At 60.9% G+C, this 20,007-nt stretch carries 20 protein-coding genes; 5 read left to right on the top strand and 15 right to left on the bottom strand.

Features of this window, described 5'->3' with window-relative positions:
- Positions 1-79: 79 nt before the first annotated feature.
- Positions 80-1,801, top strand: a complete 1,722-nt coding sequence (locus tag QM647_RS13965; RefSeq protein WP_414996145.1) for a hypothetical protein — start codon at positions 80-82, stop codon at positions 1,799-1,801.
- Here the strand turns inward: QM647_RS13965 and QM647_RS13960 are convergent.
- The 5 genes from QM647_RS13960 to polA form a co-directional block, all read right to left on the bottom strand.
- A complete protein-coding gene (locus QM647_RS13960; protein WP_414996144.1) occupies positions 1,798-2,190 on the bottom strand; it encodes a VOC family protein in 393 nt (130 codons plus the stop codon). The two genes, QM647_RS13965 and QM647_RS13960, sit on opposite strands and share 4 nt — an antisense overlap.
- A complete protein-coding gene (locus QM647_RS13955; protein ID WP_414996143.1) occupies positions 2,187-2,627 on the bottom strand; it encodes a hypothetical protein in 441 nt (146 codons plus the stop codon). The genes QM647_RS13960 and QM647_RS13955 overlap by 4 nt, the downstream gene beginning before the upstream one ends.
- Before the next feature lie 48 nt (positions 2,628-2,675).
- The gene (locus QM647_RS13950) at positions 2,676-4,358 is read right to left on the bottom strand and encodes a methyl-accepting chemotaxis protein (RefSeq protein WP_414996142.1); all 1,683 of its coding nucleotides are present in this window, start codon (positions 4,356-4,358) and stop codon (positions 2,676-2,678) included.
- A gap of 196 nt (positions 4,359-4,554) precedes the next feature.
- Positions 4,555-6,237 carry a methyl-accepting chemotaxis protein gene (locus tag QM647_RS13945; protein WP_414996141.1) on the bottom strand — a complete coding sequence of 561 codons (1,683 nt, stop codon included), beginning with the start codon at positions 6,235-6,237 and terminating at the stop codon, positions 4,555-4,557.
- A gap of 220 nt (positions 6,238-6,457) precedes the next feature.
- The gene (gene polA / locus QM647_RS13940) at positions 6,458-9,316 is read right to left on the bottom strand and encodes a DNA polymerase I (RefSeq protein WP_414996140.1); all 2,859 of its coding nucleotides are present in this window, start codon (positions 9,314-9,316) and stop codon (positions 6,458-6,460) included.
- 206 nt (positions 9,317-9,522) lie between these two features.
- Here polA and QM647_RS13935 point away from each other — a divergent pair, with 206 nt between their 5' ends.
- Positions 9,523-9,804: a hypothetical protein gene (locus QM647_RS13935; protein ID WP_414996139.1), complete on the top strand. Its 282-nt coding sequence runs from the start codon at positions 9,523-9,525 to the stop codon at positions 9,802-9,804.
- 20 nt (positions 9,805-9,824) lie between these two features.
- Here QM647_RS13935 and QM647_RS13930 read toward each other — a convergent pair whose 3' ends face one another.
- The 3 genes from QM647_RS13930 to QM647_RS13920 all read right to left on the bottom strand — a co-directional run bounded on the left by QM647_RS13930 (position 9,825) and on the right by QM647_RS13920 (position 10,987).
- A complete protein-coding gene (locus QM647_RS13930; RefSeq protein ID WP_414996138.1) occupies positions 9,825-10,241 on the bottom strand; it encodes an endonuclease domain-containing protein in 417 nt (138 codons plus the stop codon).
- A gap of 71 nt (positions 10,242-10,312) precedes the next feature.
- Positions 10,313-10,768, bottom strand: coding sequence for a VOC family protein (locus tag QM647_RS13925; protein WP_414996137.1), 456 nt, complete (start codon positions 10,766-10,768; stop codon positions 10,313-10,315).
- A gap of 3 nt (positions 10,769-10,771) precedes the next feature.
- Positions 10,772-10,987: a zinc-finger domain-containing protein gene (locus QM647_RS13920; protein WP_414996136.1), complete on the bottom strand. Its 216-nt coding sequence runs from the start codon at positions 10,985-10,987 to the stop codon at positions 10,772-10,774.
- Positions 10,988-11,073: 86 nt separating this feature from the next.
- On the opposite strand from QM647_RS13920, the gene QM647_RS13915 reads away from it, so the two are divergent.
- Positions 11,074-12,363 (top strand): MFS transporter, encoded by a 1,290-nt coding sequence (locus QM647_RS13915; protein WP_414996135.1) that lies wholly within the window; start codon positions 11,074-11,076, stop codon positions 12,361-12,363.
- A 102-nt stretch (positions 12,364-12,465) separates the two neighbouring features.
- On the opposite strand, the gene QM647_RS13910 is transcribed toward QM647_RS13915, so the two are convergent.
- The 5 genes from QM647_RS13910 to QM647_RS13890 all read right to left on the bottom strand — a co-directional run bounded on the left by QM647_RS13910 (position 12,466) and on the right by QM647_RS13890 (position 16,233).
- Positions 12,466-12,888: a DUF3597 domain-containing protein gene (locus tag QM647_RS13910; protein ID WP_414996134.1), complete on the bottom strand. Its 423-nt coding sequence runs from the start codon at positions 12,886-12,888 to the stop codon at positions 12,466-12,468.
- A gap of 109 nt (positions 12,889-12,997) precedes the next feature.
- The gene (locus QM647_RS13905; protein ID WP_414996133.1) at positions 12,998-13,819 is read right to left on the bottom strand and encodes a TIGR03915 family putative DNA repair protein; all 822 of its coding nucleotides are present in this window, start codon (positions 13,817-13,819) and stop codon (positions 12,998-13,000) included.
- A 4-nt stretch (positions 13,820-13,823) separates the two neighbouring features.
- Positions 13,824-14,195 carry a hypothetical protein gene (locus QM647_RS13900; RefSeq protein WP_414996132.1) on the bottom strand — a complete coding sequence of 124 codons (372 nt, stop codon included), beginning with the start codon at positions 14,193-14,195 and terminating at the stop codon, positions 13,824-13,826.
- A 62-nt stretch (positions 14,196-14,257) separates the two neighbouring features.
- Positions 14,258-15,490 carry a putative DNA modification/repair radical SAM protein gene (locus QM647_RS13895; protein ID WP_414996131.1) on the bottom strand — a complete coding sequence of 411 codons (1,233 nt, stop codon included), beginning with the start codon at positions 15,488-15,490 and terminating at the stop codon, positions 14,258-14,260.
- Positions 15,491-15,522: 32 nt separating this feature from the next.
- The gene (locus QM647_RS13890; protein ID WP_414996130.1) at positions 15,523-16,233 is read right to left on the bottom strand and encodes an HXXEE domain-containing protein; all 711 of its coding nucleotides are present in this window, start codon (positions 16,231-16,233) and stop codon (positions 15,523-15,525) included.
- A 138-nt stretch (positions 16,234-16,371) separates the two neighbouring features.
- On the opposite strand from QM647_RS13890, the gene cutA reads away from it, so the two are divergent.
- Together cutA and QM647_RS13880 are read left to right on the top strand one after the other, a co-directional pair.
- Entirely contained in the window at positions 16,372-16,689 is a 318-nt protein-coding gene (gene cutA / locus QM647_RS13885; protein ID WP_414996129.1) for a divalent-cation tolerance protein CutA, read from the top strand.
- Between the two features lie 77 nt (positions 16,690-16,766).
- A complete protein-coding gene (locus tag QM647_RS13880) occupies positions 16,767-17,891 on the top strand; it encodes a serine hydrolase domain-containing protein (RefSeq protein ID WP_414996128.1) in 1,125 nt (374 codons plus the stop codon).
- A gap of 33 nt (positions 17,892-17,924) precedes the next feature.
- Here the strand turns inward: QM647_RS13880 and rarD are convergent, their stop codons facing one another.
- Both rarD and QM647_RS13870 read right to left on the bottom strand, forming a co-directional pair.
- A complete protein-coding gene (rarD, locus tag QM647_RS13875) occupies positions 17,925-18,848 on the bottom strand; it encodes an EamA family transporter RarD (protein WP_414996127.1) in 924 nt (307 codons plus the stop codon).
- 74 nt (positions 18,849-18,922) lie between these two features.
- Positions 18,923-19,954, bottom strand: coding sequence for an aspartate-semialdehyde dehydrogenase (locus QM647_RS13870; RefSeq protein ID WP_414996126.1), 1,032 nt, complete (start codon positions 19,952-19,954; stop codon positions 18,923-18,925).
- Between the last annotated feature and the right edge of the window lie 53 nt (positions 19,955-20,007).

Raw genomic sequence — 20,007 nt, 5'->3', positions numbered from 1 at the left:
AATTTAACGTCATGGGTGTAATATTCCCATGCGTATCAAACACTAAGCCTTAAACCAAACGCATTCTTCCGGGGCCACCATGAGTCACCATCCGGTGCACTACGAACTCTTCACGCGTCGCACGCCGCAGTCCTCATGGGTGCTGGAGATGGCATCGGAGACGCGCGATCAGGTGATTCAAACCGCGGACGACATGCTGAAGGAGGGCCGCGCCGCCGTGCGCGTCACCAAGGAAGTGCTCGATCCGGAGACCGGCGAATACAGCAGCGTCACCGTGTTGGAAAAGGGCACATCCGCCCCACAGAAGAAGGTGAAGCTGGCGCCGGCCACCGATTCGATCTGTTCCAGCCCGCAGGATCTTTACCACGCGCACGCCCGCGAAAAGGTGGCGCGCCTGCTGGAGGACTGGCTGAGACTTCAATCGGTGACCGCCTTCGAACTGCTGCATCGTCCCGATCTGGCGGAAAAGCTGGAAGCCTCCGGCAGCGAACTGCTGCACGTGACCCAGAAGCTTTCAGTGCCAGAAAGCCATGAAACCGGCCAGGACCTGCACGAGCTGATGCGGCGTTGGTCGGGCCTGTTCGATCGCGCCTGTACGCGCCTGATCCAGGATGGCCGCAAGAACCTGTTTCCCGAAATGACGCCGGAAAATGCCCTCGACCTGATCGACCGGCTGCATGACAATCCTGACCGCGCCTATATCTTTGGCGGTGCGGTGGCGGCCGTGCTCAAGCCGCATCGCCGACCCTTGGCCAAGCTGGAAACCCTGCTGATCTATGCCAGCCTGATCCATGCCTGGCTGGAAGCCCATGCGACGCGCGAATGGGCGCTGCGCATCATCGAAATGCCGGTGATGGAGCTGTTCGCCTCGCGCGCCAGCCTGAACGACCTGATGGGCGAGGAGACCGACCTCGGCAGCGCCATGATCCTGATGACGCGCCTGGCCGCTGGCCGCGAAGTCGCACTCATCGGCCGTGCCGATGCCCGCGTGGCGCGTTTGATGCCGCCGCTGACCGGCGTGCTGGGGGGCTATAACGACTTGATCCAGGCCGGCTGCATGCCGAACCTGAGCTACCAGATTTCCAAGCGCCTGATGCAGGAGCTGAAGAACCCGCGTCGCCTGAAGCCGAACGACGCCATGGCGGAGATCGAAACCCTGCGCGTGCTGGCCCTGTGCCTGACGGCGGCGGGGCGGGACGAAAGTCAGCGTGACGACATCACGGAGGCCTTTGCCGAACGCTCGAAAAAGCTGGTCTCCGCCGATTTCGTCACCAGCCTGCTGGCGGATGCCGAAACGCCCGCCGAGGAAGCCGACCGCCTGATCTGGCTGTGCGAGAACATGGTGGGCGCCGCCAACAAGCGTCAGGCCGCGCGCTGGCTGACCCAGATCGTCAGCGGCGACAAGTTCGAACGCCACATGCGTGAAAGCAGTCAATCCATTGCCCAGCGCCTGCTGGCTCTGGCGCAGATGCAGGGGCGGGTTACGGCCGCGGCGCTGATCGATCAGGATGGCCAGGCGATCAGCGAACGGCTGGGCGCGATCGGCAGCCAGATCGCGACGGATGTCAAGCTGCTGGCCCATATCCTGCGCGGAAGCGCGTCGCCGGTGCAGAAGTTCTCCATGCTGCTGAGCTTCGCCTCAGGACAATCCGCGCCGCTTGGAGCCTTGAGCGAGCAGGCGAAGACCGAGGTGATGAAGATGATGCGCGACCCGGCCATGCGCTCCGGCCTCTCCGCGCAACCGCAGATCCTTGCGACGCTCAAGCCGATGATGCAGGCCGCCGGGGTATTAGCCGCTTAATAGCGGAAGTTCAGTTCCAGCAGCACATTGTTGGGATCGACGACGAACAGTTGCGTCAGGCTTATCTCTGGGAGTTCATTGCGTTCATAGCGCAGGCCGCGCGCCGCGATGCGGGCGAGGGTGTCATCGAGCCCCTCGCACTCGAAAGCGATATGATGGATGGCGCCGGTGGGGGCGCCCGGCATGACCTCGCGTTTGTAGGTATTGTCGGTGCCGAAGAGATTGAGATGAATGACGGCGCGGTCTCCGGCATAGAGCCACTGGCGATGCTCCGGCCGGCGCTGCGGCGCGGTCTTCGCCACCAGACCGAGCAGATCGGCATAGAAGGCGATGGTGCCGGCCATGTCGCGGGTCTGGATATTGACGTGGTCGAGGGTTTTGACGGTCATTTTCGACGCAGTCTGTCTATGATTTTGAGAACTTCACCGCGGTTCTTCGCGACTTTTACCCATAAAGGCAGTCGTGAGCTGACAGATGAATTACGAAAAGTCACCGGGCCGAAATCGACTCGACGCAAGGGGGCAGCGACATAAGCAGCTATATGATCCAGATGCTCGAAATTGAAGGCATAAAACTTACCCAGACGTGTCTCAGCCTCAAGCCAGAGCGGATGGCCATTACAGATGTTAGCTGTTGGTGGATAGGTCGTTATGCCTTTGTCACGAGGCAGGATATTGCGGGCATGAAAACAAGCTGTGCAGGTCAGGCGACGCTTGCCAGGCTCTGATGATCGCCGCACTTCCGCTCTGCCGTGACATGCGGGGCATTCGACCAGGATCAGATCAAGAAATTCACATTGATGTCTGGCGAGTAAAGGCGCGCTCATAGACCGACCATAACAGATACGGTCAGGATGTGAACGCGCCTTAGTTAATTAAGCCGCTCTGACGTGCGCCAGGAAGCCATTGATCTGATTGCGCAGGTTGGCGGCCTGATGGGCCAGTTCGGACGAGGCCGACAGCACCTGAGCGGCGCCGGCACCGGTTTCCTCGGCCATGCGGGCCACGCCGGTAATGTTCGAAGTCACTTCCTGCGTGCCCATCGAGGCCTGGTTAACGGCCTGGACGATCTCGTTGGTGGCCGAGCCCTGCTGTTCGACGGCGGCGGCAATGGTCGACGACGAGTCGTTGATGTCGCGGATCGTGCCGGTGATATTTTCGATGGCCTCCACCGCGCGGCGGGTCGTCGACTGGATGCTGCCGATATGCTGGCTGATTTCGGAGGTGGCCTTGCTGGTCTGCTGGGCCAGCTGCTTGACCTCGGCGGCAACGACCGCGAAGCCCTTGCCGGCCTCGCCGGCGCGGGCCGATTCGATGGTGGCGTTGAGCGCCAGCAGGTTGGTCTGGGCGGCGATACCGGTGATCATGTCGACAATGCCGGTGATGCGGTCGGCGGCTTCGGACAGTTCCTGCACGATGGCGGCGGTGGAATCGGCTTCGCGCACGGCTTCACGCGCCTTGACCGAGGAATGCTCGACCTGGCGGCTGATTTCCTGCACGGAAGCGCCCAGTTCCTCGGCGGAACCGGCGACGGAGGTGACATTGGTGCCGGCCTCTTCGGCGGCGGCGGAAACCGAGGTCGCCTGGGCGGCGGATTCCTGAGCAGAAGACGTCAGCTGTGCGGCGGTGGCCTGCATTTCGGTGGCGGCGGAGGAGACCATTTCGACAATACCGCCGACGGCGCCTTCGAACTGATCGGCCAGTTCGTACATGACGCGCTTGCGCTCGGCCTCGGCCTCGGCGCGCAGGCGTTCCTTGTCGGCTTCGGAAGCAGCGTGGGCGTGGAGGGCGGCCAGCAGGAATTCACCGGCGGTGGACATCTGCTTCAGTTCGCCGACCTCATCCTTGCACGGCACGACGACCGAGGTATCGCTGTTGCACAGGCGGGTGAAGGCCGAAGCCAGTTCGCTGAGCGGCTTGGAAATGCCCATGATCATCAGCCAGCCGACGATGGCGCAGAAGGCGGCGGTGACGGCGAGGGCGATCATGATCAGGGTCATGGCGGCGTTGCCGAGGGCGATGCCGGCCATGGCGGCCTTGTTGCCGGCCTCCAGCTGATAGGCGCGGTCGGCGCGGATGGCCTTGCGCACGGCATTGGCATTGTCCTGCATGGCGCCCTTGTAGCGCTCGACGGCGCCGGCCGTATCTCCGGCCTCGACCTGGGCGATCAGGGGCGCATTGTCAGCCACATAGGTGGCCATGGCGGTCTTGATGGACTCGGCCATCTGGCTTTCCTCGCCCTGGGTCACCAGTGGCTCATAAGCCTTAATATCGGCATTCAGGCGCGTTTCCGAATCGGCCAGCTTGTCCTTCATGTCGGCGCGGCCCTCGGCCGGCACCAGGATCATCTGGCCCTGGCGGGCGCGCATCTGCTCGAAATCCTGCGACAGATCACCCAGCACATTGGCGGCGGGCAGCCAGTTGGTGGCGACATCCTTGGCGGCGGCATTGACCGCGCCCAGGCGCTGGATGGCGAAGATGCCCAGGGCCACGCAGGCGCAGAGCACAAGGCCGAAACCAAGCATGACCTTGGCGCGAATGGTGAGTTTTTTCAGCATGACGAACACAAATTCCCCTGGACCGACACAAACACAGGCCGTATCCGACAGCCTGCGTTATGCTGCAACGGATGGGTTTGGGTCCTTTAAAACGCAGACCACTTCGACACTGAAGTGGTCATACGTCCGACATGGTAAAAATCGGATTAAGGATAAATTTTGCGCGGGAAGGTTTTTTGTGAACTTTTTTTGCGGCTTATGCGGCTCTGACGTGCGCGAGGAAATTATTGATCTGGGTGCGCAGGTTGGCGGCCTGATGGGCCAGTTCGGACGAGGCCGACAACACTTGTGAGGCGCCGGCGCCGGTTTCCTCGGCCATGCGGGCCACGCCGGTAATGTTCGAAGTCACTTCCTGCGTGCCCATCGAGGCCTGGTTAACGGCCTGGACGATCTCGTTGGTGGCCGAGCCCTGCTGTTCGACGGCGGCGGCAATGGTCGACGACGAGTCGTTGATGTCGCGGATCGTGCCGGTGATATTTTCGATGGCCTCCACCGCGCGGCGGGTCGTCGACTGGATGCTGCCGATATGCTGGCTGATTTCGGAGGTGGCCTTGCTGGTCTGCTGGGCCAGCTGCTTGACCTCGGCGGCAACGACCGCGAAGCCCTTGCCGGCCTCGCCGGCGCGGGCCGATTCGATGGTGGCGTTGAGCGCCAGCAGGTTGGTCTGGGCGGCGATACCGGTGATCATGTCGACAATGCCGGTGATGCGGTCGGCGGCTTCGGACAGTTCCTGCACGATGGCGGCGGTGGAATCGGCTTCGCGCACGGCTTCACGCGCCTTGACCGAGGAATGCTCGACCTGGCGGCTGATTTCCTGCACGGAAGCGCCCAGTTCCTCGGCGGAACCGGCGACGGAGGTGACATTGGTGCCGGCCTCTTCGGCGGCGGCGGAAACCGAGGTGGCCTGGGCGGCGGATTCCTGAGCGGAAGACGTCAGCTGAGACGCTGTGGCCTGCATTTCGGTGGCGGCAGCCGAAACGGCTTCGACTACACCGCCGACAGCGTTTTCGAACTGATCTGCCAGTTCGTACATGGCTGTCTTGCGCTGGACCTCCGCATCCTCGCGCGCCTGGCGGGTTTCTTCTTCCAGCGCCAGGTTGCGGATCATGTTGTCCTTGAACACCTCGACCGTGCCGGCCATGTCGCCGATTTCATTGCGCTCGCCGGTATTGGGTACGGTGACGGCGGTATCGCCGTCCGCCAGTTTCTGCATGATGGCCGACATGCGGCCGATCGGCAGGGAAATGCCGCGGATCATGGCAAAGCCGATGACGAAACAGGCCAGGGCCGTCAGGGCGAGCGCAACCATGATCAGGGTCATGGCGGACTTGCCGAGCGCCGTCCCTTTAGCGGCGGCCTGGCTGCCCATCTTGAGCTGGAAGGCGCGATCGCCACGAATTGCCTTGCGCGCCAAGTCGGCACTGTTCTGCATGTCACCGAAATAGAGATCCGTGGCGCCGGCCATGTCGCCGGCATCGACTTTTGCGATCACCGGGCCGCTGTTCTGGATATAGGCGCTGATCTGGGTATTGATGGCTGCGGCCATTTCCGCTTCTTCGCCGGGGCTGACCAGCGGCTTGTAGGCGGTCAGGGCGGCATTCAGACTCTGTTCGGAGTCCTTGATCTTTTCGGCAAGGGCCGGTTTCTTGTCGGCGGGGGCCAGCATATATTGCCCCTGGCGGGCTCGAAGCTGCTCGAAGTCCTGGGAAATATCGCCCAGTATATTGGCGGAGGGCAGCCAGTTGGTGGAGACATCATTTGCGGCGGCATTGACCGCGCTCAGTCTCTGTATGGCAAAGAGCCCCAGGGCGGCGGTAGCGCAGAGCACCAGGGCAAAGGCGGCGATCACGCGCGCACGAATGGTGAGGTTCTTGAACATCGGCATTTCCCTGGACCTGGTACGCCACGCTCGCATCCGGCAGCCTGCGTTGCTGCGTCGAATCGGGTCGGTCCTGATACGCAGCCCATCGCGACCTCATTCAAATAACGCCGGTGCAGTAAATGAGGCGTTAATTGAAGACGGGCCGATGTATCTGGTTTTGTTGCACTTTTATGACAAAAAAGTTAAACGCATCCGGCATACGGTCGCCCAATACCGCCTAATGCGCCTCATCCCAGTTGTTGGCGGCATGGGCTTCGACCACCAGGGGCACGCTCATTTCCAGAGCGGGCAGGGTGGCGTTCTGCATGATATCGCGGATCAATGGGATCACGGTCTCGACCTCGGCTTCCGGTGCTTCGAAGATCAGTTCGTCGTGGACCTGGAGGAGCATCTTCGTGGCGAACCCGGCGTCGATCAGGGCCTGCGGCATCCGCATCATGGCGCGGCGGATGACATCGGCGGCCGTGCCCTGGATCGGGGCATTGATGGCGGCGCGTTCGGCGAAAGCCTTGAGCGCCCCCTTGCCGTTGATTTCCGGGATATGGATCTTGCGCCCCATCAGGGTGGTGACGAAGCCATTGGCGGCGACATAGGCCTTGGTGGCGTCCATATAGTCCTTGATGCCGGGGAAGCGGTCGAAATAGGTCTCGATATAGCGGCCGGCCTCGCCGCGCTCGATGCCGAGCTGGTTGGACAGACCAAAAGCCGAAATGCCGTAGATGATGCCGAAATTGATCGCCTTGGCGCGGCGGCGGATTTCCGAAGTCATCTCTTCCATCGGCACATTGAACATCTCCGAGGCGGTCATGGCGTGGATATCGTCGCCGCGCTGGAAGGCGTCCTTCAGTTGGGGGATATCGCCGATATGGGCCAGGATGCGCAGTTCGATCTGGCTGTAGTCGGCGCTGATCAGCTTGTGGCCCGGTTTGGCGATAAAGGCGCGGCGGATCTTGCGGCCTTCGGCGGTGCGGATCGGGATATTCTGCAGATTGGGTTCGTTGGACGACAGGCGCCCGGTCGGCGTCGCGGCCAGATGGAAGCTGGTATGGATGCGCTGGGTGGTTTTATCGGCGTAGCCGGTGAGGGCGTCGGTATAGGTGCCCTTGAGCTTGGCCATCTGGCGGTAATCGAGCAGCATTCGGGCCAGCGGCTGGCCCGGCTCCAGACCCGGCTTGCCCTCGGCGATCTCCTCCAGCACCTTGACATCGGTAGCCCACTGGCCTGAGGCCGTACGCTTGCCGCCGGGAAGCTGCATTTCGTCGTAGAAGATCTGGCCGAGCTGCTGCGGGCTGTTCATGTTGAATGGCCGGCCGACCAGGGCTTGCGCCTCCTGTTCGATGGCGGTCATGCGCGTGCCGAAATCGTGCGACAGGCTTTGCAGGATGGCCGGATCGATGCGGATACCGGCCAGTTCCATTTCGGACAGCACGGCGGGCATGCGGCGTTCCAGGGTCTCGTAGACTGTCACCAGACCTTCGCGTTGCAGACGCGGCTTGAGGATCTGCCACAGGCGCAGCGTCACATCGGCGTCCTCGGCCGCGTATTCGGTGGCCTCTTTCAGCGCGACATATTTGAATGACTTCGCCGACTTGCCGGAGCCGGCCACCTGCTTGAACGGGATGGGGGTATGGCCGAGGTGCAGTTCCGAAAGTTCGTCCATGCCGTGGCCGTGCTGGCCGCCTTCGAGCACATAGGAGATCAGCATGGTGTCGTCATAGGGGGCGACATCGATGCCGTGGCGATGCAGGACCGACAGGTCGTATTTGATGTTCTGGCCGACCTTGAGGATGGTCGGGTCTTCGAACAGGGGCTTCAGGGCGGCGATGGCCTGCTTGAAATCGATCTGCTGCAGGCCGCCATTATCTCCAAAATCGAAGCCTTCGCCGGAGGTATGAGCGAGCGGAATATAGCAAGCCTGGTTGACCCCGACCGCCAGCGAAATGCCGACCAGACCGGAATGGGAGGCAGACAGGTCGTCGGTTTCGGTATCGATGGCGATGATTTGCGCTTCATAGGCGCAGGCGATCCATTTTTCGAGGGCTTCCATCGTCTGGACGCATTCATAGGTCTCGCGGTGGACGGGCTGGATGGCCGCCTCGGCCGGACCAGATTTGGCGGCGCTGTAGAGCGGACGCAGGACCGGCGCTGTCGGCAGCTTGTCCAGCGCCGAGGAGGTTTGCAACAGGCTGAGCGTATTGCCGCCGACCCGCTTGGCCAGGGAACTGAACTCCATCAGCCCCAGGAAGGTGAGCAGGGCGTCCTGTTCCGGTTCCTTCAGGATAAAGGTATCGATATCGACCGGCGTGGGCGAGTCACAGCGCAGGGTGACCAGTTCGCGCGACATCAGGATCTGATCGCGGAAATCGATCAGGGTCTGGCGGCGCTTTTCCTGCTTGATCTCGGAGGCTCTGGCAAGGACGGCATCGAGATTGCCGTATTCGAGCAGCAGCTGCGCGGCGGTCTTGACGCCGATGCCGGGAGCGCCGGGCACATTATCGGCGGAATCGCCGATCAGGGCCTGGGCGTCGACCACGAGTTCCGGCGGTACGCCGAACTTCTCGATCACGCCTTCGCGGCCGACAATGGTGCCCTTCACCGGGTCCATCAGGCTGACATCGTCATCGACCAGCTGCATCAGGTCTTTGTCGGACGAGATGATAGTGACCTTGAAACCCTGTTTTTTGGCGAGGTGGCTGTAGGTACAGATCAGGTCATCGGCCTCGAAATTGGCCATCTCGACGGCGGGCAGGCCGAAGGCGCGGGTCGCATCGCGGATCAGCGGGAACTGCGGGATCAGATCTTCCGGCGCCGGCGGACGGTGGGCCTTGTACTGGTCGTAAATCTCGTTGCGGAAGGTTTTCGAGCCGGCGTCGAAAATGACCGCCAGATGCGAGGGGGCATCGTCGCCGCGGTGTTCCTTGATCAGTTTGAACAGCATATTGCAGAAGCCGCTGACGGCGCCGACCGGCAGGCCATCCGACTTGCGCGTCAGGGGCGGCAGGCCGTGATAGGCGCGGAAGATATAGCCGGAGCCGTCGATCAGGACGAGGCGCTTCTGTTTTTCGGTATCTGACATGCGGTATTTCTGCTCAGGGAGTGTCCGGCTGTCTTCATAGGCCGTTCCGCATCTGATGCCAATTCAAAGCGACAGGTAACGGCAGGATTTACATTCTGAAACCAGTTATGTCGGCACCGCCATTATGCCGCAGTGCAATATGAACTTCATTGTGCTAGTGCGAGATAAATTTTTCAACAGACCCAGTAAAAAGACGGAGTACCCCCATGTCCATGATGAGAGAAACCGACCAGAACCGCCTGCGCATCCAGGCCAGCGGCATTCTCGAAGGCTTTCTGCAGGCACACATCACCTTGCGTGAGGCCGTGGCCGATCTGGGGCTGCTGTGCCGTCTGGACCTGTGCCATCTGAATGGCCCCGCCCTGGACAAGCGCCTGGCGGATACGCTGGTGCTCGCCGCCAATGGCGAAATCGATGCGGAGTTTGCCCTGTCGCATCTGGTGCGCCTGGCCACGACCCATGTGCTGTGCGTGGAAGCTTTCAACTGATTGCCCTTCGCCCGCCCCGTTTACGGGGAGGGGGGACCGCCGCTTGCGGCGGTGGGAGGGGCTTTTGCAAGAAAAGCCACACGTTCAATGGCTAAATCCAAAACCCCTGTCGCGGCTTCATCGGGATCGGCCAGTAAATCTCTCGCAATAATTCGGTGAACGTGAATGCCTTGGCCCACGAGCCATTGATCCCGCACCAGGTCTCGTTCGCGCTGATGGTCATGCGTATGGATTTCTCCATCGACTTCAATGCAAAGCCTCGCCTTGACGCAATAGAAGTCGAGAATATATGGGCCGAGCGGATGCTGATTTCGAAAGATAATGCCGCCAGAGGTGCGGGCCTTTAATCGCAGCCACAGCCAGAGTTCAGGCTTGGTCAGGTCTTTGCGGAGCCGCCGAGCTGTTTTGATCTTAGAGTCAATTCGAATGGTTCGCATGGTTGCCCCTCCCACCATCGCAAGCGATGGTCCCCCTCCCCATAAATGGGGCGGGCGAAATCTGCGAGACCTTACCAGCTGCCGGTATTTGCCATCGAAGCCCATGGCTCTGCGGGTTCGAGCGAACCGTTTCGCTGCAGCAATTCCACTGAAATACCGTCGGGCGAGCGGACAAAGGCCATGTGGCCATCGCGCGGCGGGCGGTTGATCACCACGCCCTGGTCGCTCAAGTGCTGGCAGGCGGCGTAGATGTCATCGACCTCATAGGCGACGTGGCCGAAATTGCGGCCGCCGGCATAGGTCTCGATTTTGCCGTCGGCATCCGGCCAGTTATAGGTCAGTTCCAGTTCAGGGGCGCTAAAAGACCGCGCATGGTCTTCATCGAGCGGCGCCGCCAGATAGATCAGGGTAAAGCGTCCCTTTTCCGATTCCATGCGGCGGGTTTCGATCAGGCCCAGTCCCTTGCACCAGAAAGCCAGCGAAGCGTCCAGGTCATGGACCCGGACCATCGTATGCAGGAATCTCAAGGTTTAGTGCTCGCCTTCGGGACGCGGCGCCGGATCATGGTAATCGTGCGCATGGTCCTTATGAACGAACTTGCGGTCGCAATAGCCGCACTCGACCGTGCCGTCCTCGCCCAGTTCGTAATAGGTCAGCGGATGACCCAGTGCGCCGCCGCCGCCATTGCAGGCGACCTTGTGGGCGTCGACATAGATGACTTCGGGGGGCGGGATGGTGGCGCTCATGAGACTGGATACCTTGCGGGAGATGGTTGCCGATCCTTAAAACAAACCGCCTTGTCTCGTCAATTGAACTATGAAACCCTGCGATCATGAAACAGGGCAAAATAACGGGCACCAAACTGGGCTCCATCCTCGGCGGTTCGATCGGCAATCTGGTCGAATGGTACGACTGGTACGCCTATTCGGCCTTCACCCTCTATTTTTCCAAGGCCTTCTTTCCCAATTCGAGCCCGACGGCGCAACTGCTCAATACGGCGGCCATCTTCGCGGTCGGCTTCTTCATGCGCCCGATCGGCGGGTGGCTGCTGGGCTGGTATGCCGACCGCTACGGCCGCAAGGCCGGTCTGACCGCCTCGGTGCTGCTGATGTGCGCCGGCTCGCTGATCATCGCCATCACGCCGGGCTACACCACCATCGGCATAGCGGCGCCGGCCCTGCTGTTGCTGGCGCGGCTCCTCCAGGGTTTAAGCGTCGGCGGCGAATATGGCGCCAGCGCCACCTACCTGTCGGAAATGGCCGGCCAGACCCATCGCGGTTTCTGGTCGAGCTTTCAGTATGTCACCCTGATCATGGGACAACTGATCGCGCTGGGCGTGCTGATCCTGTTGCAGAAAACCCTGCTGTCCCACGCCCAGCTCGAAGCCTGGGGCTGGCGGATACCGTTCGTCATCGGCGCGCTGCTGGCCTTTGCGGCCCTGTTCATCCGCCGCCACATCAGCGAAACCGAGTCATTTCAGGAAAGCCGGAAGTTTGAACGCAACCGCACCCTGACCCTGCTGAAAGAACACCCCTGGCAGGCGCTTCAGGTGGTGGGCCTGACCATGGGCGGCACGGTCGCCTTCTATACCTACACCACCTATATGCAGAAATTCCTGGTCAATACCGCCGGCTGGAGCAAGACCGACGCTACCAATCTGTCGGCCCTGACCCTGTTCCTCTATATGCTGGCCCAGCCGCTGTTCGGCGCGCTGTCTGACCGGATCGGACGCAAGCCCCTGCTGATCGGCTTCGGCGTACTGGGCGTGATCTTCACCGTACCGATCATGACAGCCCTGGCGCATGTGCAGGGCTTCTGGCCAGCTTTCGGACTGGTCATGGCGGCGCTGATCATCGTCAGTGGCTATACCTCGATCAATGCGGTGGTGAAGGCGGAACTCTTCCCCTCGCATATCCGGGCACTGGGCGTGGCCCTGCCTTATGCTGTGGCCGTGTCGCTGTTCGGCGGCTCGGCGGAATATGTAGCGCTGTGGCTGAAACAGGCCGGCGCGGAGGAAAGCTTCTTCTGGTACGTGACCGGCTGTATCGCCGTATCGCTGCTGGTCTATGTCTTTACGGCCGATACCCGTACGAAGACCGCCTTCCATCCGGATGAAGGGTAGAGCACTTTCCGAAAAGTGTGACGCACTTTTCGGATTAAAAAGTGCGGTAAAGTAAAGAACTAGAGCGTTTTCCGATCTGATACAATCAGATCGGAAAACGCTCTAGTTTTTGAGTTCCGCTGGCACCTTGCCGCCGTTTTCGGCCAGAAGGCGCATGACCTGCTTGTGTAGCCAGACATTCATGGCGCCGGAGTGGCGCAGATCGCCGGTATAGCCCAGCTCGGCGGCCAGGGCCTGGCGGACGCCGAGATCGGATTCCAGGCCGACCAGTTTCAGCAGGTCGACGATCGACATGCGCCAGTTCAGCTTCGGATCGCGAGTGGCATTTTCCTGATCGAGAATAGCGGCGACATCGACCTGTTCCATGACCGGAGCGGGCATCGGGTCGGCCATGGTGGTGGCCGGCGCTATGGCTTCGGACGTATGAAGGGTTTCTTCGGCGGGAATGGGCTGCCTGGGGGCGGGCACGATCTGATCGCTGTGTTTGTGGAAAATGAAGTCTTTGATATGACTGAAAATACTCATAAGCCTTAACCTGTCTGTCAAACCCCCGTTTGCCACGACCCGCATACTGTCTAGGCTGTCGGATTGTAAAAATGCGATAAGGGATTACGGTGCGGTTATGATTGGCCGGTCACGATTGCCGTGTGCGCAGGCGATGATGAAAGGCCGGCGCCTGATCGCTGGCGGCGCGTTCGGCCATCTCGCGCACCCGCTGCTCGGCGCCTGAGATCAATTCGGGGATCAGGGCGGCTTCGGGCAGGTTTTTCCAGTATTTCTTCGGCATTTCCGTCTGCATCATCTTCACCTTCAGGCGCGCCGGATTGAAGATATGGGCGTAATAGGTGCGCCACAGATCGTCAGCCTCATCGCTGATGTCCGGTCGTTCCGCGGGCGCGTCGCAAAAGCGCACGGTTTCGCCATCCCAGGCAATGGAGCCTTTCGGCGTGGCGATCAGCCAGTCCATATCGGTAAAGCGGCGCTGGAAGAAACCGGCATTGCGGGCGACGATATAATGATCGGGTTCGAACCAGGCCACGAAGGCGCGGCGCTCCGTTTCGGAAGGCATTTCCTTGAAGCGCACAAAGGCGTGCATCTTGTGGCTGTCGCGATGGACCGCGCGATTAAGCGCATGGGCGCGCGTCACATCCGGATCGGAGCGGATGTGCAGCAGGTCTTTTTCGCTTTGCAGCCGCCACAACAGACGATAGGCCAGATCGAAACGCGCCGGATCGCTGTGGCAGATCAGGCTTTCAGCCAGCGGCAGGAAATCCTTCGGCACGGAGATGGCGCGGGCGGCCGTTTTGGGTGCGACGGGTGGAGGAAACAATTCCTGATCGGCGGCCGCTTCGCTCAGCCAGTCGATATCGCGCGGGGAAATGCCTTGCGCCAGCGCATGCCGGGCCGCGTCGCGCCATTCATCGAAATCACCACGAGCACGCAAGATGATCCGCATCTGACTATTTTAGCCCCAGCTTTTCTTTCAGATCGGCCGACAGATCATGGTTCTGTTCCCAGGTAATATGTTGTCGGCCGCAAATAGTGGTCGCCTGGTCGCCCAGCCATTGTTCGTAACCGCTTGTCTTGATGGTGGCGAATGGCGTCCAGTCGGACGGTTCGGTGCCCGAACCGGCACGAAATTCCCCGCATAAAAGATATTGATCACCGTTGCCTTGCTCTATGGCGCCCAGCCGCAGGTTACGGATATCGACAGGCTTGGGTGGCGCGTGTGTCTGGAAATCGCTTGCCGACGCCGTCAGCAATTCCTCGGTTACGGCTGGCTGACCGAATAGGTGAGCGCCGGCGAGCAGAGCTAAAATCAGTGTTTTCATTCTTTCCTCCTCTAGGCTTGCCGGATGACATGGGAACTGTATCGATTGTCCGCAATCCGGACTCACAACAGTTGCAGTTGTCGTGGTTCCGGCGCGAACATGCCGCGCAGGTCGCCGCGATCGATCAGTTTCAGCGGTGTCCAGCCGGCGGCCTCGACAAAGGCCTGCACTTTTTTAATCGACACTTTCAGCGGCGCCAGATCATCGAGGGCCAGCCGCTTGAAGCGGCGCGTATTAAGGATGGCATTGACCGTTTTTACGCCGAAGCCTGGCACCCGCAGCAGCATCTCCTTTTCCGCTTTATTGATATCGACCGGAAAGCGCGCGCGGTTTGCCAGGGCCCAGGCCAGCTTGGGGTCCAGATCGAGATCGAGCATGCCATCGGGCCGGGCGGCGGTGATCTCGTTGATGCCGAAACCGTAGAAGCGGTAGAGCCAGTCGGCCTGATAGAGGCGATGTTCGCGCACGAGAGGCGGCCTGATCAGCGGCAGGGCCTTCGAGGCATCGGGGATGGGAGAGAAGGCCGAATAATAGACCCGCCGCAACCTGTAGCCGCTGTAAAGCCCGGCGCTGGTATTCAGGATGGTGGCATCGCTGGCCGGATCGGCGCCAATGATCATCTGCGTGCTCTGACCGGCCGGCACAAAGCGCTTGCGCGTCTTACTACGCATCGTCGGTTCACTGGCTTCGTCGATCTTCGCCTTCAACTCGCCCATCGACCGCCGGATATTGGCCGGATGCTTCTGCGGCGCGAAGGCCTCCACCCCGGCATCGGTCGGCAGCTCGATATTGATCGACAGGCGGTCGGCGAAAAGCCCGGCCTCCTCGATCAGCTTCGCCGAGGCTTCGGGGATGGTCTTGAGGTGGATATAGCCGCGGAAATTATGCTTGAGCCGCAGGTCACGGGCGATCCGCACCATCTGCTCCATGGTGTAGTCGGAATTGCGGATAATGCCGGAAGACAGGAACAGGCCCTCGATATAGTTGCGGCGATAGAATTCCAGGGTCAGCCACACCACCTCTTCCGGTGAAAAGCGCGCCCGTTCGACATTGGAAGACGACCGGTTGATGCAGTAGGCGCAGTCATAGATGCAGAAATTGGTCATCAGGATCTTGAGCAGCGAGATGCAGCGGCCGTCTGGCGCATAGGCGTGGCAGATGCCGGAGCCCTCGGTCGAGCCCAGGCCACCGGACGCCGATGAGTCACGCTTCGTGGTGCCGGACGAGGCGCAGGAGGCGTCATATTTGGCGGCGTCCGACAGGATGGCCAGTCTCTCTTTAAGCGTCTTCTTCATAAATGTTCATGATATGTTCTTGTGGTGAAGTGTCAAGGATCGAAATGTTTGCCGCAGGCCAGCCACGGCAGAACAATAAGCCAGAGCGGATTGAGGGCCTGGATCGTATTGAGCGTTAGCGCACCGATCAGGCCATGAGTGTAGGCGAGCAGCGGCAGCATCAGGCACAGATGAAGCAGGATACCGGCCAGAAGGATCGCGATCAGGGCGCGATAGGGCAGTTTGCCCTTGCCGAAACAGGCCCGGACGATCCATCCGGTGATCGGGAAAAACAGCACAACCGCGGTCAGCAGGCCGGGATCATAACCCTGACCGCGTAAGACCGGAAGCAGATGGACAATGCCATTGGTTGCGGTCAGACCGACCATGGAAACGCCGAATACCGGATGGCGGCGCGCCAGCAGCGCGCACAGGGGCGCGGCGATCCACACGGCGCAGATATTGACGAACAGATAGAAGACGGGCGGGATCACGCAATTCGGGTAGGTCTGGAAGCCAAGCTGCGCGCACAATGCTGTGGGAAAGGCGTGGGGGTGACCTAGCGCATCGATCCCGTATTCTTCCACATTGTGGATGAGGTAGATTACGGTCAGAAGCCAGCCGAGCCAGGCCGGATCACGCCAGCGTGAAACATCATGATTGCGGCGCAACAGGTTGGTGCCGAAAAGCAGCGGCAGCAGGACCAGGGCGCCCGCCAGTCCGATCCACGGAAAGGCCAGGTCAAATACACTCCACTGATACATCTGTTCCTCCAGCGGCTACGGACGACAATATACGGGAAGCCCTGAATAGGCGTGTTGAAACTGAACTGAAGTGGTAATAGGTCAGCAGCATTGTCGTCAGTGACATTGCAGATATCTTGATTCCTAGCGGACGGCGGCATGACCGATATTGTGACTGTTTCCATTGCCTGCGCCAATGAGGCCGAATGCCAGAGCCTGACCGGCCTGCTGGTCACCGCCCGTCTGGCGGCCTGTGTGCAGAGTTTCGAAATCCATTCCACCTATCGCTGGAAGGGCGAGATCGATACGGCCGACGAGGTCATGCTGACCGCCAAGACCCTGGTGGAAAAACTGCCGATGCTGGAAAAGCTGGTCAAGCAGCACCACGGCTATGAGGTGCCGGAAATCCTCGCCACGCCGGTGGTCTGGGCCAGTGAGGACTATGAAAAATGGCTGCGCGAGTCGCTGGAGGTGTGAGCGCCGCCGGGCTATGTCTTGTCACATCCCAGGTGTAGCGATACACACGAAGGAATCAGAAAAAGGTGCCTCCCCCCATGACCGAAATTTCCGGTATCTGCCCGCCCAAATTCGCCGCCGTTAAGGATGTTTTCGCCGCCAATTTCGCTCAGGGGCTTGAACGCGGGGCGCGCTTTTCGGCCGTGGTCGATGGCGAGACGGTGCTGGATATCTGGGGTGGCAATGCCGACCGCGAAGGGGCGGTGCCCTTTAGCGACACGACCCTGACGCCGGTGTTCTCGACCGGCAAGGCGGTGATGGCGGTAATGATCGCGCGGCTGGTCGATGCCGGCAAGCTCGATTACGAAACGCCGGTGGCGCATTACTGGCCGGAATTCGGCCAGAACGGCAAGGCGGGGATTACGGTGGGCCAGTTGATCTCTCACCAGGGCGGTTTGCCGGGCTTTTCGCCGCCGCAGGACCCGTCGATCTGGTTCGATGTCCCGGCGACGCTGAAGGCGTTATGCGAGCAGGCGCCTTTGTGGACGCCGGGCGAGGGCTCCGGTTATCACCCCATTGCTGGTGGGTATCTGCTGGGCGAGGTGTTTCGCCGCGTCGATGGCCGTTCGCTGGGCACGGCCTTGCTTGAGGATATCGCCACACCGTTCGGGCTTGACCTGATGATCGGTACGCCGGACGAATATGCGCCGCGCATTGCGGTGATGCAGAAGCCGACCTCGGCACCGGATCTCGGTCCGATCGACGCCATCAAGCAGGCGGCCTTCCTCGATCGCGGTTCGGCCCCGGCGGGCAAGGGCTCGGCCGACTGGCGGCGCATGGAAATCCCTTCGGCCAATACGCATTCGACCGCGCTGTCGCTGGCGCAGTTCATGGGCCTGATCGCCAATGGCGGCGCGCTGAAGGGGCAGAAGCTGTTGTCACTCGGCACGCTGGGCCAGTTGACCCGCGAACGTGTCTATGGCCAGGACCGGGTGCTGCCGTTCAGGCTGAGCTGGGCGGCGGGCCTTCTGCGCAATCGCGGCATCAACATCTATGGCCCGAACGACCGCGCTCTGGGCCACAGCGGATGGGGCGGTTCCTGCGCCACGGCCGATCCGGAAAAGCGCCTGAGCGTCGGCTATGTGATGAATAAGCAATCGGCCTATCTGATGGGCGATCCCCGCCCGGTCGGGCTGATCAATGCGCTGTATTCTTGCCTTTAGGTTTTGGGATCAAAGGGGCTGAGCCCCTTTGCCTTAATTCGCCTCTACCGGCTTGATCGCTTTCAGCCGCCGCCACGCCCCAAAGACAAAAACGCCAGCACCCAGCCAGATAAAGGCGAATGACACGCCACGCAGAGGCGTGAAGGGCTCGCCCTGAAGCAGGCCGATCAGGAAGGTCAGGGTCGGGCCGATAAACTGCACAAAGCCGAGCGTCGAAAGCGGCAGGCGCTTGGCGGCAAAGGCAAACAGCACCAGCGGCAGCACCGTCACCGGCCCGGTCAGCATGAACCAGAAGGCGTGCGATGGCGCGAAGAAGTGCCCCTGACCGTGGCCCTCCAGCCAAACCAGATAGACAACGGCCGGGATAACCAGATAGGCGGTCTCAACAAACAGCCCGGCCAGGGCAGGCACCGGCAAATGCTTGCGCACGACGCCATAGCTGCCGAAGGTCGCCGCCAGGATCAGCGCCACCCACGGTATGTGACCGATGGCCATTGTCTGGATGACGACGCCCGCAACAGCCAGGCCGATGGCGGCTTTGCCCCAGTTGTCGATGCGTTCCTTGAACAGCAGCGCGCCGGCCGCCATGTTGAGCAGCGGTGTGATGTAGTAGCCCAGCGCGGACTCGATGGTGTGACCACTGGTCACGGCCCAGACATAGACGCCCCAGTTGGTTGCGACCAGCAGTGACGATAACAGCAGCATCCAGCGCAGATAGGGCGTGGCCAGTACGTTACGTACCTGTGGCCATTGTTTCAGGGCCAGAACCAGACCGCCGGCCCAGACAAAAGCCCATAGCGACCGATGACCGATGATTTCGATGGCGCCGCCACCAAAGGCGTGGATCGGCGCGTAGAACAACGGGACGATGCCCCAGATCGTATAGCAGGCGATGGCCAGCCCGATGGGCGAGGTCAGGAGATTGCCAGCGATGGGAGAGGGGGCTTGCGAAGACATGGGGCATCCAGAAAGAAAAAGCCGGTGGAACCTTCAGGCTCCGCCGGCTTTAAAAACATCACGATCAGTGAGATTTAAGCGTCGGTCTTGGCCTCGATAACACCGCGTTCGTCGAGAAGCTGCGCGATCTGCACGGCGTTGAGCGCCGCGCCCTTGCGCAGGTTGTCCGATGCACACCACAGCGAGATGCCGTAAGGCACGGAAGTGTCGTTGCGGATGCGCGAGACGTAGGTATCGAATTCGCCGACCACCTCGATCGGTGTGATGTAGCCGCCGTTCTCGCGCTTGTCGACCACGGCGACGCCGGGGGCTTCGCGCAGAATTTCACGGGCCAGCTGCTCGTCCATCGGGCTCTCGAACTCGATATTGATCGATTCCGAGTGGCCGACGAAGACCGGCACACGCACGGCGGTGGGGACGACATCGATGGTGGGGTCGAGAATCTTGTGGGTCTCGACGATCATCTTCCATTCTTCCTTGGTATAGCCGTCTTCCATGAAGACGTCGATGTGCGGAATGACGTTGAAGGCGATCTGCTTGGTGAACTTCTTGGGCTCCTTGTCGCCGAGACCATAGATGGCCTTGGTCTGGTCCCACAGCTCGTCCATGCCCGCCTTGCCGGCGCCGGCCACCGACTGATAGGTCGAGACGACGACGCGCTTGATGGTGGCGGCGTCATGCAGGGGCTTGAGCACGACCAGCATCTGGATGGTCGAGCAGTTCGGGTTGGCGATGATGTTCTTCTTCTTGGCGTCCCAGACCGCGTCCGGGTTCACTTCCGGAATGATCAGCGGCACGTCCGGGTCCATGCGCCAGGCCGACGAATTGTCGATGACGATGGGGCCGGCCTTGCCGATCTTTTCCGACCAGGCCTTGGAAACGTCGCCACCCGCGCTCATCAGAACGATATCGACCTTGGAGAAGTCGAACTGCTCGAGGTCCTGGCATTTCAGGGTTTTTGTGCCGAAGGAAATCTCGATACCCATGGATTTACGCGAAGCGACCGCGTAGATTTCCGAGATGGGGAAATTGACTTCTTCGAGGATCGCCATCATTTCGCGACCCACGGCGCCGGTGGCGCCGACAACGGCGACCCGATAACCCATAATGCTGCTCCTCAAGCTGAACGTGTACGTGGCGCGCAAATGGGCCTTTTTCA

This window comes from Asticcacaulis sp. (assembly GCF_047605585.1).
Lineage (GTDB): Bacteria > Pseudomonadota > Alphaproteobacteria > Caulobacterales > Caulobacteraceae > Asticcacaulis.
This window is presented reverse-complemented; position numbering and strand designations above follow the sequence as displayed.